This is a genomic window from Bacillus cereus group sp. BfR-BA-01316 (assembly GCF_022664195.1).
In the GTDB taxonomy this organism is placed as follows: Bacteria; Bacillota; Bacilli; order Bacillales; family Bacillaceae_G; genus Bacillus_A.
In genome coordinates this window covers 18,738-33,464 of sequence record NZ_JAKUGX010000036.1, presented here as the reverse complement: position 1 = coordinate 33,464, position 14,727 = coordinate 18,738, and the positions used below count along the sequence as shown (strand labels likewise).

Below are 14,727 nucleotides of genomic sequence, written 5' to 3'. Positions count from 1 at the left end.
GAGTATGAAAATTAGACGAAGTACAAGATTGGTCGATATGACTTATTACTTGTTACAAAATCCTCGTCAGCTAGTTTCTCTCACTTTTTTTGCTGAAAGGTATCAATCAGCTAAATCTTCCATTAGTGAAGATCTAGTTATTATTAAGCAAACGTTTGAACAACAAGGGGTCGGCACATTGCAAACGATACCAGGAGCAGCAGGAGGAGTGAAATATATTCCCTATATAAGTGAAGAAGAGGCGAATCTGATTATTAATGAGCTTTGTAGCTTATTTGAAAACCCAGACCGTATTTTGCCTGGTGGTTACTTATATATGACGGATCTTTTAAGTAATCCTCGCCAGATTAATGGCGCAGGTCGTTTATTTGCTTCTGTTTTTGCTAGGCAGTCAATTGATGCGGTTATGACGGTAGCGACAAAAGGAATTCCGCTTGCTTATGCAGTAGCGAACTACTTAGATGTACCGGTAGTAATTGCGAGAAAAGATAATAAGGTAACAGAAGGCCCCACTGTTAGTATTAACTATGTATCAGGTTCCTCTAAGCGAATCCAAACGATGACTTTAGCAAAGCGTAGCCTTCCAGAAGGGTCCAATGTTTTAATTATTGATGACTTTATGAAAGCTGGCGGAACCATTCAAGGTATGATGAGCATGCTAGAAGAGTTTAAAGCTAATGTTGTTGGGATTGGCGTATTAGTAGAGTCTACGGATATTGAAGAAAGACTTATTAATAACTTTGTATCATTAATTCGTCTGTCAGAAGTTGATGTGAAAGAAAAAGCGATTCAAGTGGAAAAGGGGAATTATGCACTTGCACCATTTGATAAAGGGCTTGTAGAGGCTGAGTAAAAAGGTAAAGCAGATAGCTTTACCTTTTTTTATTCCTATTTATAAATTACAAAATAGATGGACAAACTGCCTTTGGTACACTATTTTTAAAGAGTAAAAATAAATAATAAAAGGGTGAAAAGTATGAAAGTTGTTCAAACAAGCAAAGCACCACAGGCAATCGGACCATATTCACAAGGGATTATTGTAAATAATATGTTCTATAGTTCAGGACAAATTCCGTTAACGGCAAGTGGAGAACTTGTAACAGGAGATGTAACAGTACAAACAGAGCAAGTATTTGAAATTTTACAAGCGGTATTAGCAGAAGCAGGTGCTTCATTTGATACTGTGGTAAAAACAACAGTATTCTTAAAGGATATGGATGATTTTAATGCTGTTAATGAAGTATACGGTTCTTATTTCTCTACTCATAAACCAGCGCGTTCTTGTGTACAAGTAGCAAAATTACCGAAAGATGTTTCTGTTGAAATCGAAGTAATTGCCCTAGTTAAGTAACTCTTTGTAAGCGATAACCTCTACTAATCCTTATATTCAACTACAATAAAAATTTTTATCTTAAAAATTTTTAAAAAATTAAAGGGAAAATAGAAATTTTGTGGAATTTATACAAATATATCGCTTATTTAGAAAAGGGTGGTGAACACAAGATGGAAGTGACTGACGTAAGATTACGCCGCGTAAACACAGAAGGCCGCATGAGAGCAATTGCCTCTATTACTCTAGACCATGAATTTGTTGTTCATGATATTCGTGTAATTGATGGTAATAATGGATTATTTGTAGCAATGCCAAGTAAACGTACTCCAGATGGAGAATTCCGTGACATTGCACATCCAATTAATTCTAATACACGCTCTAAAATTCAAGATGCGGTTTTAACAGAGTATCACCGTTTAGGCGAGTTAGAAGAGGTTGAGTTTGAAGAAGCAGGCGCTTCGTAAAATTCGAATGAAAAGGGCTTTTGAAAGAAAGCCTTATAATTTTGTAGCAAACTCCTGTAAGCATTTACAGGAGTTTGTTTTTTTTGAATAATACATGTTTCTAATTATAAAAATTCATATTTTGAAAAAATAAAGATGAAAAACTTCTAATTTTTTCAAAATCATTTAAAATAGTATAGCTTATTCCTTAAAAAAGATACTAAAGAGTAAAACATCTTATAAGAATTATGGTAAAATTTAATAGTTATAATGTGTTTCTTGAAATATATGATGATTTAGGATAATATCGTTAATGGATAAATAGGTTGCGATGGAGGGTCTATATGTCAAACAGATTTGCAGTGATTCTAGCTGCAGGTAAAGGCACACGTATGAAGTCCAAGCTATACAAAGTGCTGCATCCTGTATGTGGAAAACCAATGGTACAACATGTAGTCAATGAAGTATCTCAATTAGGATTGCAGAAACTTGTAACAGTCGTTGGACATGGTGCTGAAAAGGTACAAGAACAGCTAGGAAACGTAAGTGAGTTTGCATTACAAGCAGAACAACTTGGTACAGCTCATGCTGTCGATCAAGCTGCAAGTGTACTTGCAAATGAAGAAGGAACAACTTTAGTTATTTGTGGTGATACACCTCTAATAACTGCTGAAACGATGGAAGCATTGCTTCAGCAACACGAAGAAGCGGGGGCAATGGCGACGGTACTAACAGCGTACATAGAAGAGCCTGCTGGATATGGCCGTATCGTTCGTAATGAGAATGGTCATGTTGAAAAGATTGTTGAGCATAAGGATGCAAATGAAAAAGAATTAGCTATTAAAGAAATCAATACAGGTACGTATTGTTTTGATAATAAAGCTTTATTTGCTTCACTTTCTAAAGTTTCAAATGATAATGTACAGGGCGAATATTACCTTCCGGACGTTATTGAAATTTTAAAAAATGAAGGTCATATTGTATCAGCTTATCAAACAGAGCACTTCGATGAAACGTTAGGTGTTAACGACAGAGTCGCTCTATCGCAAGCGGAAATTATTATGAAAAATCGTATCAACCGAAAGAACATGGTAAATGGTGTTACAATTATTGATCCAAGTAACACATACATTTCTGCGGATGCAATTATTGGTAGTGATACAGTTCTTCACCCAGGAACGGTTATTGAGGGTAACGCTGTAATTGGTTCTGATTGTGAAATTGGACCGCATACAGTAATTCGCGATAGTGAAATTGGAGATCGTACGGTAATTCGTCAATCTACTGTACATGACAGCAAACTTGGTACAGAAGTATCGGTTGGTCCATTTGCACATATTCGCCCAGATTCAGTTATTGGAGATGAAGTGCGCGTTGGAAACTTCGTAGAAATCAAAAAAACTGTTTTTGGTAATAGAAGTAAAGCTTCACACTTAAGTTATATCGGGGATGCACAAGTTGGAGAAGACGTGAATCTTGGCTGTGGTTCAATTACGGTGAACTACGACGGCAAGAATAAATTTAAAACTGTAATTGGTAACGGGGTATTTATTGGATGTAATTCAAACCTTGTTGCTCCTGTAACAGTTGAAGATGGTGCTTATGTGGCAGCAGGCTCTACAATAACAGAGAATGTTCCATCAAAAGCATTATCAGTAGCACGTGCACGTCAAGTTAACAAAGAAGACTATGTTGATCAATTGCTGAATAAGAAAAAATCATAATGTGGAGGGTTAATCTAGATGTCGACTCAATATCTAAATTCTAATTTGAAAGTATTCTCTTTAAACTCTAATAAGGAACTTGCTGAGCAAATCGCAAAGCATATTGGAGTAGGACTAGGAAAATGTTCTGTTGATCGTTTTAGTGATGGAGAAGTTCAAATTAACATCGAAGAAAGTATCCGTGGTTGCGATGTATTCATTATTCAATCTACAAGCTTCCCAGTAAACGAGCATATCATGGAATTACTTATTATGATTGATGCATTAAAACGTGCATCTGCAAAAACAATTAATATTGTTATTCCTTACTATGGTTATGCGCGTCAAGACCGTAAAGCGCGTTCTCGTGAACCAATTACATCGAAACTTGTAGCAAACTTGCTTGAAACAGCAGGTGCAACTCGTGTAATCACTCTAGATTTACATGCTCCACAAATTCAAGGATTCTTTGATATCCCGATCGACCACTTAATGGGTGTACCGATTCTTTCAGATTACTTTGAAACAAAAGGCCTTAAAGATATCGTAATCGTATCTCCTGATCACGGTGGTGTAACTCGTGCTAGAAAAATGGCGGATCGCCTAAAAGCGCCAATCGCTATTATTGATAAGCGTCGTCCTCGTCCGAATGTATCAGAGGTAATGAACATTATCGGTAACATCGAAGGCAAAACAGCAATTTTAATTGATGACATCATTGATACAGCTGGTACAATTACATTAGCGGCAAACGCTCTTGTTGAGAACGGTGCTTCTGAAGTATATGCTTGCTGTACACACCCAGTATTATCTGGTCCAGCAATTGAGCGTATTCAAAATTCGAATATTAAAGAGTTAGTTGTAACGAACTCTATCGTATTACCAGAAGAGAAGAAAATTGATAAAGTACATGAACTTTCAGTTGCTCCATTAATCGGAGAAGCAATCATTCGTGTATACGAAGAAGAATCTGTAAGTGTATTATTCAATTAATTGGATAGAATGAGACGTAACCAAGCTTGGTTACGTCTTTTCGTATCGAAAAAAGAAAGTAGTGGTACAAGAATGAAATTAATAGTAGGACTTGGGAACCCAGGTAGAGAATATGAATTAACAAGGCATAATATTGGATTTATGGCGATCGATGAACTTGCAAAACGTTGGAGTATTTCTTTGAATGAACAAAAATTTAAAGGGGTATTTGGCGCAGGCTTTGTTAATGGGGAAAAAGTAATCTTACTAAAGCCACTTACATATATGAATTTATCTGGGGAAAGTATCCGTCCGCTCATGGATTATTATAAAATTGATGTCGAGGACTTCATTGTTATGTACGATGATTTAGATATTCCTGTAGGTAAATTACGCCTTCGCATGAAAGGTAGTGCGGGTGGACATAATGGTGTGAAATCAACAATTTCGCATTTAGGAACACAAGAATTTCAACGTATCCGCATGGGAATCGATCGTCCGAAAAATGGGATGAAAGTAGTGGATTACGTATTAGGACGTTTTACATCTGAAGAAATATCTGGCGTTAATCAATCCATTGAAAATGCAGCAGATGCATGTGAGGAATGGTTAAATAAACCTTTTCTCCAAATCATGAATACTTTTAATAGTTAAGCGCACAATCTGGAATATTTTATTTTGTTTTATCCCATACTAGTAGCAATTGGATATTTAGGAGGCTAGTATGGAAGGTTATTATTACTGTAGACATTGTGGAAACAATGTGGGCTCCATTATCGCAGAAAAAGTATATAGCGACGTTTTGTTTCAACTAACAGAGCAAGAAGTAGTGGATATGATTCATTTTCATGAGAATGGAAATATATATATAAAAACGATTTGTGAATCGTGTCAAGAAACGCTCGCATCTTATCCAGAGTATTATGAATATGAAAAATTTCTGCAATAAAATGTTGTCGCTTTGGCATGTCCAAAGCATTTTTCTGTTTTCTTTTTCCAAAATATTTGCATAAAATATAGTAACTTGCTCTTTATGTTGAGAGGAGTTTTGAAAATGATAGGTTTATTAGAGCAATTTTATAAAAATGAAGAAATACAATCGGTTATTAATGGGCTAGAAGATGGGTTGAAAGAACAACTTGTATCGGGTATGGCAACATCCTCTCGGTCATTATTAATGGCAGCTTTATATAAAAAAACAAAGCAATCACAACTTATTGTGACGCACAATTTATACCAAGCACAAAAAGTACATGAAGATTTAGTGGCGTTACTTGGTGAAAAAGATGTTTGGCTATATCCGGTAAATGAATTGATAGCATCGGAAGTTGGTGTTGCAAGTCCAGAACTGAAGGCGCAGCGTATTGAAGTGTTAAATCGCTTAGCTGCGGGAGAGAATGGGATTATTGTAGCGCCAGTTGCAGGACTGCGTAGGTTTTTACCAATAAAAGAATTATGGAAGCAAAGGCAAATTGAAATCAATCTAGGGCAAGAGATTGATTTAGATGCACTCTTGCATACCTTACATCATATTGGCTATGAGCGTAAGTCGATGGTAGAAGCTCCAGGAGAGTTTAGTTTGCGCGGGGGAATATTAGATATTTACCCATTAACTGAAGAATTACCATTTCGTATTGAATTCTTTGATACACAGGTTGATTCTATTCGATTATTTGATGTGGAAGAACAGCGCTCTCAAGATAAAAGGGAAAGTGTTCGGTTTGGTCCGGCAACAGAGTTTTTATTTTCACAGGAAGAATTGAAATCGGGAATTAAGCATCTTGAAGAAGGTTTGACTAAGACGATGCAAAAGCTTTCCGATGATAAATTAAAGACTACTGTGCTTGAGACGGTTAGTCATGAAATTGAAATATTGAAAAACGGGCAAAGTATAGAACAAATGTTTAAATATTTATCTATTTTCTATAAAGAACCTGCTAGTCTGATAGATTATTTACCAGAAAACGGTGTTGTAATTTTAGATGAGATTTCCCGTATTCAAGAAACAGCATCACATCTTGAAACAGAAGAAGCGGAATGGTATATCTCACTTCTTGGCGAAGGAACAATTATTCAGGATTTATCTTTCTCCCACTCGTTTGAAGAGTTTCTTCATAATAAAAAAAGAAGTTTTGTATATTTAACGTTATTCTTACGCCATATAGCACACACACATCCTCAAAATATTGTGAATGTGACATGTAAAACGATGCAAGATTTCCACGGACAGATGCAGTTGTTAAAAACTGAAATTGATAGATGGAATGAAGGGCACTTTACGACTGTTGTGCTTGGAACAGATGATGAACGTGTAAAAAAACTTCAACATATTTTAAGTGATTATGATATTGATGCAGACATTGTAGAGGCCACAGATATCTTATTGCCTGGAAGGTTACAAATTGCTGTAGGCGATTTACATGCAGGCTTTGAAATGCCGATGCAAAAGTTTGTTGTCATTACTGAAAAGGAGCTTTTTCATAAGAAAGTTAAAAAATCACAACGTAAGCAAAAGTTATCTAACGCTGAACGTATTAAAAGTTATTCGGAATTAAAAGTTGGAGACCATGTAGTTCATGTAAATCATGGTATAGGTAAATTTTTAGGTATTGAGACATTAGAGATTAATGGTGTTCATAAAGATTATTTAAATATTAAATATCAAGGTAATGATAAGTTATACGTTCCAATTGAACAAATTGATCAAGTGCAAAAATACGTAGGGTCTGAAGGTAAGGATCCAAAAGTTTATAAATTAGGCGGAAATGATTGGAAGAAGGTCAAAACGAAAGTTGAAAAATCTGTACAAGACATTGCAGATGACCTAATTAAATTATATGCCGAGCGTGAAGCTTCGAAAGGTTATGCATATACACCAGATACGGCAGAACAACAAGAATTTGAATCTTCTTTCCCATATCAAGAGACAGAGGATCAACTACGTTCTATTGAAGAGATTAAGAAAGATATGGAACGCGGACGTCCGATGGATAGGCTTCTTTGTGGCGACGTAGGATATGGAAAGACTGAAGTAGCTATTCGTGCGGCATTTAAAGCAATTATGGATGAAAAACAAGTTGCGATTTTAGTACCGACAACAATCCTTGCACAACAACACTATGAAACAATTCGAGAGCGTTTTCAAGATTACCCGATTAATATAGGGTTACTAAGTAGATTCCGCACACGAAAACAACAAAATGAAACGATTAAGGGTTTAAAAGATGGAACGGTGGATATTGTAATCGGAACGCATCGTATTTTATCTAAAGATGTTACGTATAAAGATTTAGGACTTCTTATTATTGATGAAGAACAAAGATTCGGCGTTACGCATAAAGAAAAAATTAAACAATTGAAAGCAAATGTTGACGTGTTAACATTAACGGCAACTCCGATTCCACGTACACTTCATATGTCTATGCTTGGTGTGCGCGATTTATCTGTTATTGAGACACCACCAGAGAATCGTTTCCCAGTACAAACATATGTAGTAGAGTATAATCCAGCATTAATGCGAGAAGCGATAGAGCGAGAGTTGGCAAGAGGCGGTCAAATTTACTTCCTATATAACCGTGTGGAGGATATTGAAAGAAAAGCAGATGAAATTTCGATGTTAGTTCCAGATGCTCGTGTAACATACGCACATGGGAAAATGAATGAAGGTGAATTAGAGTCTGTTATGCTATCGTTTTTAGAAGGGCAGCATGATGTTCTTGTAAGTACAACAATTATCGAGACGGGTGTAGATATTCCGAATGTAAATACATTAATTGTATTTGATGCAGATCGTATGGGATTATCGCAGTTGTATCAGCTTCGTGGGCGTGTTGGACGTTCTAATCGCGTCGCATATGCCTACTTTGCATACAAACGTGATAAAGTGTTATCGGAAGTTGCAGAGAGGCGTCTGCAGGCAATTAAAGAGTTTACAGAGCTTGGATCTGGTTTCAAAATTGCGATGAGAGACTTATCAATTCGTGGTGCGGGTAATTTGTTAGGGGCAGAACAACATGGATTTATTGATTCTGTCGGATTTGATCTATATTCTCAAATGTTAAAAGATGCAATTGAGCAACGTAGAGGAACAGATGGAGTTGAAAATACCGTTAATGTTGAAATTGATTTAGAAGTAGATGCATATTTACCGGATGCGTATATTTCAGATAGTAAACAAAAAATTATGATGTATAAACAATTTAGAGGTATTTCTGCAATTGAAGATATTGAAGAGTTGCAGGAAGAGATGATCGACAGATTTGGTGATTACCCACAAGAAGTTGGTTATTTATTACAAATTGCAAACATTAAAGTGTTGGCGATGAAAGAACAAATTGAGTTAATTAAGCAAAATAAATTTGAAGTAACATTCCTGTTTTCTGAACAAGCGAGCCAAAATATAGATGGTGGAAAATTATTCATGCTAGGAAGTAGTTTTGGTCGTATGATCGGTCTTGGTATGGAGGGGGCACAATTGAAAATTGTGATGAAAACGAATGGATTAGAGACATCGAAATGGTTAACAATTGCTGAAAATTTATTAAAAGGCTTACCAGATGTAAAAAAAGAAGTAATAAATGCCTAATATAAGATAAAAAATATAATTCGACGTGCATAGAAGAACTAATGTGTAAAATACTATGTTTAACAGTTGGTGATTTTTACATGAACAGGTAAATTCACCACTTTGATCATCAGTAGAAAGTGAGGCAGCATTAGAATGAAAGCAACTGGAATCGTACGTCGAATTGATGATTTAGGTAGGGTAGTAATTCCAAAGGAAATTCGTAGAACTTTACGTATTCGTGAGGGAGATCCCTTAGAGATTTTTGTTGATCGCGATGGAGAAGTCATTTTGAAAAAATATTCTCCGATTAGTGAACTAGGTAATTTTGCAAAAGAATATACGGAAGCTTTATACGATAGCTTAGGACATAATGTACTTGTATGCGATCGTGATTCTATTATCGCAGTAGCAGGTATATCTAAAAAAGAATACTTAAATAAAAGTGTTGGCGATTTAATTGAGAAGACAATGGAAGAACGTAAATCTGTTATTATGACAGATGAAAGCGAAATTTCAATTATTGATGGAGTAACAGAAAAAGTTAGCTCTTATACAATTGGCTCGATTATTGCAAATGGAGATCCAATCGGAGCTGTCGTTATCTTCTCTAAAGAGGCTATTATAAGTGAAGTAGAGCATAAATCAGTAAATACAGCTGCAAGCTTTTTAGCGAAACAAATGGAGCAGTAGCGAAGTGTAATTTCTATAAGTAGCAATCTTTCCTAATTATGATATTTCTATTTGAGAAATTAACTATTTGGAGATATAAGTATATTGAATGAAGGTAGCGCTTTGCTACCTTTTTTCATTGAATATTTTTGCTGTTGAAAGAAGGCAGTGAATGTAAGGAATATGAAGGAGAGCCAGTTTTTCTTTGTGATATAATACGAGGGGTGAGAATAGAAAAAGGAGTTTTCTTGTATGGAAGCGAAGAAGTACCAAGCCTTTTGGCGTGGGGCTATTATATTAACAATCGCAAGTTTTATTACGAAAGTATTAAGCGCTTTTTACCGTATTCCATATCAAAATATAGCGGGTGATATTGGTTTTTATATTTACCAACAAATTTATCCGTTTTATGGATTTTGTTTAATTTTAGCTACTTATGGGTTTCCTATTATTATTTCAAAAATGGTCGCAGAAAGATTAGAACGAGGAAAACAAAAGGAAGCAGAAGAAATTATTTGTGTATCTTTTTGGTTTTTATTAGGAATTGGCTTTATAGGATTTTTCACATTATTCTTTGGGGCCGAAACAATTGCATCGGCTATGGGTGATATACATTTAGATAAATTATTACGTGTTATTTCGTTTTCATTCCTACTAATGCCATTTTTATCTGTAGCGAGAGGATATTTTCAAGGATTCAATAATATGATGCCGACGGCTGTTTCGCAAGTAATTGAACAAACGATTCGTGTTTCTATTATTGTATTTCTATCACTATTCCTTATTGCTCATGGATTTGATTTATATACAGTTGGTGCGGGTGCTATGCTAGGTTCAATTGCAGGCGGGCTTATTGGGATTATCGTACTTTTACTTTATATGCGTCATGATTTCCAGGCTATTTTCTTTAAAAGTTGGAAGAGAATTGGAGGTAAAAAAAGGATTATTCGAATCCTTTTTTGGCAGGGATTAGCGATTTGTGTTAGTAATTTAGTCCTTATTTTTATACAAATGGCGGATTCTATTTCCTTTTATACCTTGCTTATTCGCGCGGGAGAGCAAGTTGAAAATGCAAAGATACTAAAAGGTGTTTATGATAGAAGTATCCCGCTTATGCAATTAGGTACTGTTGTGACAACTTCTTTCTCATTGTCACTTATTCCTATTATTACAGCGGCGAAAGAAAGAGGAGATCTTTCATTTATTCAAGAAAAGGTAAAATTAGCAATGAAAATAACATTTGTTATTGGATTTGCAGCTGCTATTGGATTAACTTGTATTATTCAACCTACAAATATTATGTTGTTTGAAAATAGTGATGGATCAGATGTGTTATCGATTTTATCTTTATCTATTTTATTTAGTTCATTGTCAATTACAACTGCTTCTATTTTGCAAGGAGTGGGACAAACATTAAAACCAGCAATATTCGTTGTATTTGGAGCTTGTTTGAAGTTAGTTTTAAACTATATATTAATGCCGTATTTTGGTGTAAAGGGAGCTGCAATTGCAACTTTAGTTGCGCTTATTGTAATTGCCTTGCTAAATAGTGTGTTACTTATGCGAGCTGTATCGGAGCCGCTTATTGATAGGCGGAATGTGTTAGGCGTAGCTATTAGTGGTATCGGTATGGGGTTTGTATTAATAATCTTTATGCGTATGTTGCGAATGTCCGGATTAGTAATGGATACAGGACATAGAGGAATTGCGACGCTTGAAGCGCTGTTAGGTGTAGCTATCGGTGGATTAGCATATATGTTTTTAATTTTAAAATTACGTGTATTTACAAAAGAAGAATTAGGAACCGTTATGAAACAAGAGAAAAAAGAAGGTTCATTGAAGAAGAGTGGATAGAGGTGACTGGTTGTGAGTGGAATCATTACTATTTTAGGATTAGGTGCTGGTGAGTTAGATCAGTTAACGATGGGTGTATATCGAAAGATAAAAGAAGCAGACCATATGTTTGTTAGAACGAAGGAACATCCAGTTATAGAAGAATTGGAGAAAGAAGGTATAAAGTATACGGCCTTTGATAATGTATATGAGGCACATGATACATTTGAAATCGTATATGAAACAATCGCGAATACATTGCTAGAACAAGCTAAAGGCGCAGAAATTATTTATGCTGTTCCAGGTCATCCGCTTGTAGCAGAAAGAACAGTTCAGCTACTTTTGGAAAAAGGAGAAGTAGCAAATATTGAAGTGCGAATTGAAGGTGGACAAAGTTTCCTTGATCCGATGTTTGCAAGTCTAAAAATTGATCCGATTGAAGGGTTCCAATTAATTGATGCTACATCATTTGAAAGAGGGCAATTAGAATTACGCCAACATTTAATCTTTTGCCAAGTGTATGATGCATTCGTTGCTTCAGATGTGAAGCTAACGTTAATGGAGATTTTGCCAGATGATTACGAACTGTATATCGTAACAGCTGCAGGGACTTCATTCGAGCAAGTGAAAAAGGTACCGTTATACATGTTAGATCATGAAACAGAATTAAATAATTTAACGAGTGTATATGTACCGCCAGTTAAGGAACGTGCGTCCTTATATCAGCAGTTTGATGTGCTTAGAGCAATTATTGCTGATCTTCGTGGACCGAATGGTTGCCCATGGGATAAAAAGCAAACTCATCAATCTTTAAAGAAATACTTAATTGAAGAAGCGTATGAAGTGCTAGAAGCGATTGATGAAGAGGATGATGATCATTTAGTAGAAGAACTAGGTGATATATTATTACAAGTTATGCTTCATGCCCAAATTGGAGAGGATGAAGGTTGGTTCTCTATAGATGATATTATTCGGACTTTAGCTGAGAAAATGGTTCGTCGTCATCCACATGTGTTTGGTGATACGGATGTAAATAATGCTGATGAAGTGATTGCAAATTGGGAAGAAATTAAAAAACAAGAAAAGGGATTTGTGAAAGAGTCTGTTTTAACGGGTATTCCAAAAAGCTTGCCGCAGCTAATGCGTGCTTATGAAATTCAGAAGAAAGCTGGAAAGGTTGGATTTGATTGGGTTGATGTGCAGCCGATGATAGAGAAGGCCTTAGAAGAATGGCAAGAATTCCAACAAGAAGTTGTAAACATGGATGAGGAAAAGATGCTAGGTGAATTTGGTGATTTACTATTTGCATTTGTTAATATAGCTCGTCATTATAAATTAGATCCAGAAGAAGCGTTACGTTCAACTAATGAGAAATTTATGGCTCGCTTTTTATACATGGAAGCAAAAGTAGCTGAAATGAATAAGGAAATGCAAGATTTATCATTAGAACAGTTAGATGTTTTATGGGAAGAGGCAAAACAAACAGAGCGTCAATAGGGGGATTTGATATGCGTCTAGATAAATTTTTGAAAGTATCACGTTTAATTAAAAGAAGAACATTAGCAAAAGAAGTATCTGACCAAGGAAGAATTTCGATTAATGGTCAAGTGGCAAAAGCGAGTTCAGATGTGAAGGTAGAGGATGAATTAACAATTCGTTTCGGTCAAAAAATAGTAACTGTGAAAGTAAATGAATTGAAAGAAACAACTAAAAAAGAAGATGCAGCAAACATGTATAGTATCGTTCGTGAGGAAAAAGTGAAAGCGGAAGAAGGCTTGTTCTAAAATAGGTTATCCCTTCATACATTACTATTAGCTAGTATAAAGCTATGGGGGGATTTTCGTGAATAATGGTTACTCACCTATGTCTTCTAATCAACAAAATGTTTCTGTAGAGCATGATATTATCATGCGTGGCAGGCGTGTAATCGATATTACTGGTGTAAAGCAAGTAGAGAGTTTTGATAGCGAAGAATTTTTACTTGAAACCGTAATGGGTTTTTTAACAATTCGTGGTCAAAATTTGCAAATGAAGAATTTAGATGTAGAAAAGGGTGTTGTATCAATTAAAGGGAAAGTTCATGAGATGCTGTATATTGATGAGAACCAAGGGGAGAAAACTAAAGGCTTCTTTAGTAAGTTGTTTAAATGAGCCTAACAATTCAGTTGTATACAATGCTTTCAATGATTGGAATGGGTGCTTGGATTGGTGTCTCTTTAGATACATATCAACGGTTTTTAAAGCGCCAAGAGCGTAAACGTTGGCTTGTATTTATACAGGATATACTATTTTGGATTGTCCAAGCATTATTCGTTTTTTATGTATTACTGCGTGTGAATGAAGCCGAACTACGTATATATGTATTTTTGGCGTTACTATGTGGTTTTGCAGCATATCAAAGCTTATTGAAAGCACTATACATGAAGATGTTAAATTTTCTCATCTATATTTTTGTACAAACAACACAATTTTTTGTTCGAATTATACAGCTACTCATGATAAAACCTGTTATTATTATAGCGCAGCTATTTATTGCATTTATATTATTCTTATTTCGTATACTGCTTTCAATTGGACATGTGTTATGGAAAATGGTGATTTGGATATTACTTTTCATATGGAAAGTTTTTTTCTCTCCTGTTCGATTTATTGCTTCGCTCATATGGAAACTTCTCCCTAATCGTGTTAAACTTTTTATAATGAAGCATGTAGGGTTCCTGCAATATGTAGCAAAATTGAAGGGATATATCTTCCAATTATGGGAGCGTATAAAAAAGAAGTTAGGGGGACCTCGGAAATGAGGGAACTGAGACAAAGAACAATCGAAAAACAGAGTCCAAATCCTGTTAAAGAACATATAATACAAACGGATGAGAACAGGAAGCGACTTTATCGCCGTTTAGCGGTTTTTCTTGTCTTTGCTTTTACAATTATTGCTAGTGTTAGTGTGACGTTTTATCAACAAAACAGTTCCATTAAAGCAAAAGAAGCAAAAGTTAAGGACATGAAAAAAGAACTGGATTCATTAACGAAAAAAGAAAAGAATCTAAAAGATGAAGTTCAAAAGTTGAATGATGAAGAGTACGTTTTAAAGATTGCTAGAAGGGATTATTTCTTCTCCGGAAAAGGGGAGATAATTTTTCCTGTTTCTAAGTAGAGTATGTCTTATTGACACTACATTTTAGGATTATATATAATAAAGTAAAA

15 protein-coding genes are annotated in these 14,727 nt (G+C 35.3%); all 15 read left to right on the top strand.

Features of this window, described 5'->3' with window-relative positions:
* The first annotated feature begins 4 nt into the window (after positions 1–4).
* The 15 genes from purR to divIC all read left to right on the top strand — a co-directional run bounded on the left by purR (position 5) and on the right by divIC (position 14,677).
* Positions 5–853 carry a pur operon repressor gene (purR, locus tag MR071_RS21625; RefSeq protein WP_105587674.1) on the top strand — a complete coding sequence of 283 codons (849 nt, stop codon included), beginning with the start codon at positions 5–7 and terminating at the stop codon, positions 851–853.
* Positions 854–976: 123 nt separating this feature from the next.
* On the top strand, positions 977–1,351 hold the full coding sequence (locus MR071_RS21620; protein WP_105587672.1) for a RidA family protein: 375 nt from the start codon (positions 977–979) through the stop codon (positions 1,349–1,351).
* A 152-nt stretch (positions 1,352–1,503) separates the two neighbouring features.
* Positions 1,504–1,797: a septation regulator SpoVG gene (gene spoVG, locus MR071_RS21615; protein WP_000454042.1), complete on the top strand. Its 294-nt coding sequence runs from the start codon at positions 1,504–1,506 to the stop codon at positions 1,795–1,797.
* 323 nt (positions 1,798–2,120) lie between these two features.
* Positions 2,121–3,500 (top strand): bifunctional UDP-N-acetylglucosamine diphosphorylase/glucosamine-1-phosphate N-acetyltransferase GlmU, encoded by a 1,380-nt coding sequence (gene glmU, locus MR071_RS21610; protein ID WP_105587671.1) that lies wholly within the window; start codon positions 2,121–2,123, stop codon positions 3,498–3,500.
* A gap of 18 nt (positions 3,501–3,518) precedes the next feature.
* Positions 3,519–4,472, top strand: a complete 954-nt coding sequence (locus MR071_RS21605) for a ribose-phosphate diphosphokinase (RefSeq protein WP_000107420.1) — start codon at positions 3,519–3,521, stop codon at positions 4,470–4,472.
* Between the two features lie 72 nt (positions 4,473–4,544).
* The gene (gene pth / locus MR071_RS21600; protein WP_002144538.1) at positions 4,545–5,105 is read left to right on the top strand and encodes an aminoacyl-tRNA hydrolase; all 561 of its coding nucleotides are present in this window, start codon (positions 4,545–4,547) and stop codon (positions 5,103–5,105) included.
* A gap of 70 nt (positions 5,106–5,175) precedes the next feature.
* Positions 5,176–5,400 (top strand): anti-sigma-F factor Fin family protein, encoded by a 225-nt coding sequence (locus MR071_RS21595; protein ID WP_002174557.1) that lies wholly within the window; start codon positions 5,176–5,178, stop codon positions 5,398–5,400.
* 105 nt (positions 5,401–5,505) lie between these two features.
* Positions 5,506–9,036: a transcription-repair coupling factor gene (gene mfd / locus MR071_RS21590; protein WP_242237933.1), complete on the top strand. Its 3,531-nt coding sequence runs from the start codon at positions 5,506–5,508 to the stop codon at positions 9,034–9,036.
* Between the two features lie 135 nt (positions 9,037–9,171).
* Positions 9,172–9,708 (top strand): stage V sporulation protein T, encoded by a 537-nt coding sequence (spoVT, locus tag MR071_RS21585; protein ID WP_105587668.1) that lies wholly within the window; start codon positions 9,172–9,174, stop codon positions 9,706–9,708.
* Between the two features lie 231 nt (positions 9,709–9,939).
* Positions 9,940–11,541 carry a putative polysaccharide biosynthesis protein gene (locus MR071_RS21580; RefSeq protein ID WP_242237931.1) on the top strand — a complete coding sequence of 534 codons (1,602 nt, stop codon included), beginning with the start codon at positions 9,940–9,942 and terminating at the stop codon, positions 11,539–11,541.
* A 12-nt stretch (positions 11,542–11,553) separates the two neighbouring features.
* The gene (gene yabN, locus MR071_RS21575; protein WP_242237929.1) at positions 11,554–13,017 is read left to right on the top strand and encodes a bifunctional methyltransferase/pyrophosphohydrolase YabN; all 1,464 of its coding nucleotides are present in this window, start codon (positions 11,554–11,556) and stop codon (positions 13,015–13,017) included.
* An 11-nt stretch (positions 13,018–13,028) separates the two neighbouring features.
* The gene (locus tag MR071_RS21570; protein ID WP_105587663.1) at positions 13,029–13,304 is read left to right on the top strand and encodes an RNA-binding S4 domain-containing protein; all 276 of its coding nucleotides are present in this window, start codon (positions 13,029–13,031) and stop codon (positions 13,302–13,304) included.
* A gap of 58 nt (positions 13,305–13,362) precedes the next feature.
* Positions 13,363–13,671, top strand: a complete 309-nt coding sequence (yabP, locus tag MR071_RS21565; RefSeq protein ID WP_001059101.1) for a sporulation protein YabP — start codon at positions 13,363–13,365, stop codon at positions 13,669–13,671.
* On the top strand, positions 13,668–14,321 hold the full coding sequence (yabQ, locus tag MR071_RS21560; protein ID WP_242237927.1) for a spore cortex biosynthesis protein YabQ: 654 nt from the start codon (positions 13,668–13,670) through the stop codon (positions 14,319–14,321). The genes yabP and yabQ overlap by 4 nt, the downstream gene beginning before the upstream one ends.
* Positions 14,318–14,677 carry a cell division protein DivIC gene (gene divIC / locus MR071_RS21555; protein ID WP_105587662.1) on the top strand — a complete coding sequence of 120 codons (360 nt, stop codon included), beginning with the start codon at positions 14,318–14,320 and terminating at the stop codon, positions 14,675–14,677. Before yabQ ends, divIC begins: the two co-directional genes overlap by 4 nt.
* Positions 14,678–14,727 lie beyond the last annotated feature (50 nt).

Bases quoted from the DNA above. Each gene is read 5' to 3' on its own strand.
- purR (WP_105587674.1), top strand. From the start codon at position 5: ATGAAAATTAGACGAAGTACAAGATTGGTCGATATGACTTATTACTTG.
- spoVG (WP_000454042.1), top strand. From the start codon at position 1,504: ATGGAAGTGACTGACGTAAGATTACGCCGCGTAAACACAGAAGGCCGC.
- divIC (WP_105587662.1), top strand. From the start codon at position 14,318: ATGAGGGAACTGAGACAAAGAACAATCGAAAAACAGAGTCCAAATCCT.
- MR071_RS21620 (WP_105587672.1), top strand. From the start codon at position 977: ATGAAAGTTGTTCAAACAAGCAAAGCACCACAGGCAATCGGACCATAT.
- pth (WP_002144538.1), top strand. From the start codon at position 4,545: ATGAAATTAATAGTAGGACTTGGGAACCCAGGTAGAGAATATGAATTA.
- MR071_RS21580 (WP_242237931.1), top strand. From the start codon at position 9,940: ATGGAAGCGAAGAAGTACCAAGCCTTTTGGCGTGGGGCTATTATATTA.
- MR071_RS21605 (WP_000107420.1), top strand. From the start codon at position 3,519: ATGTCGACTCAATATCTAAATTCTAATTTGAAAGTATTCTCTTTAAAC.
- MR071_RS21595 (WP_002174557.1), top strand. From the start codon at position 5,176: ATGGAAGGTTATTATTACTGTAGACATTGTGGAAACAATGTGGGCTCC.
- mfd (WP_242237933.1), top strand. From the start codon at position 5,506: ATGATAGGTTTATTAGAGCAATTTTATAAAAATGAAGAAATACAATCG.
- glmU (WP_105587671.1), top strand. From the start codon at position 2,121: ATGTCAAACAGATTTGCAGTGATTCTAGCTGCAGGTAAAGGCACACGT.
- spoVT (WP_105587668.1), top strand. From the start codon at position 9,172: ATGAAAGCAACTGGAATCGTACGTCGAATTGATGATTTAGGTAGGGTA.
- MR071_RS21570 (WP_105587663.1), top strand. From the start codon at position 13,029: ATGCGTCTAGATAAATTTTTGAAAGTATCACGTTTAATTAAAAGAAGA.
- yabQ (WP_242237927.1), top strand. From the start codon at position 13,668: ATGAGCCTAACAATTCAGTTGTATACAATGCTTTCAATGATTGGAATG.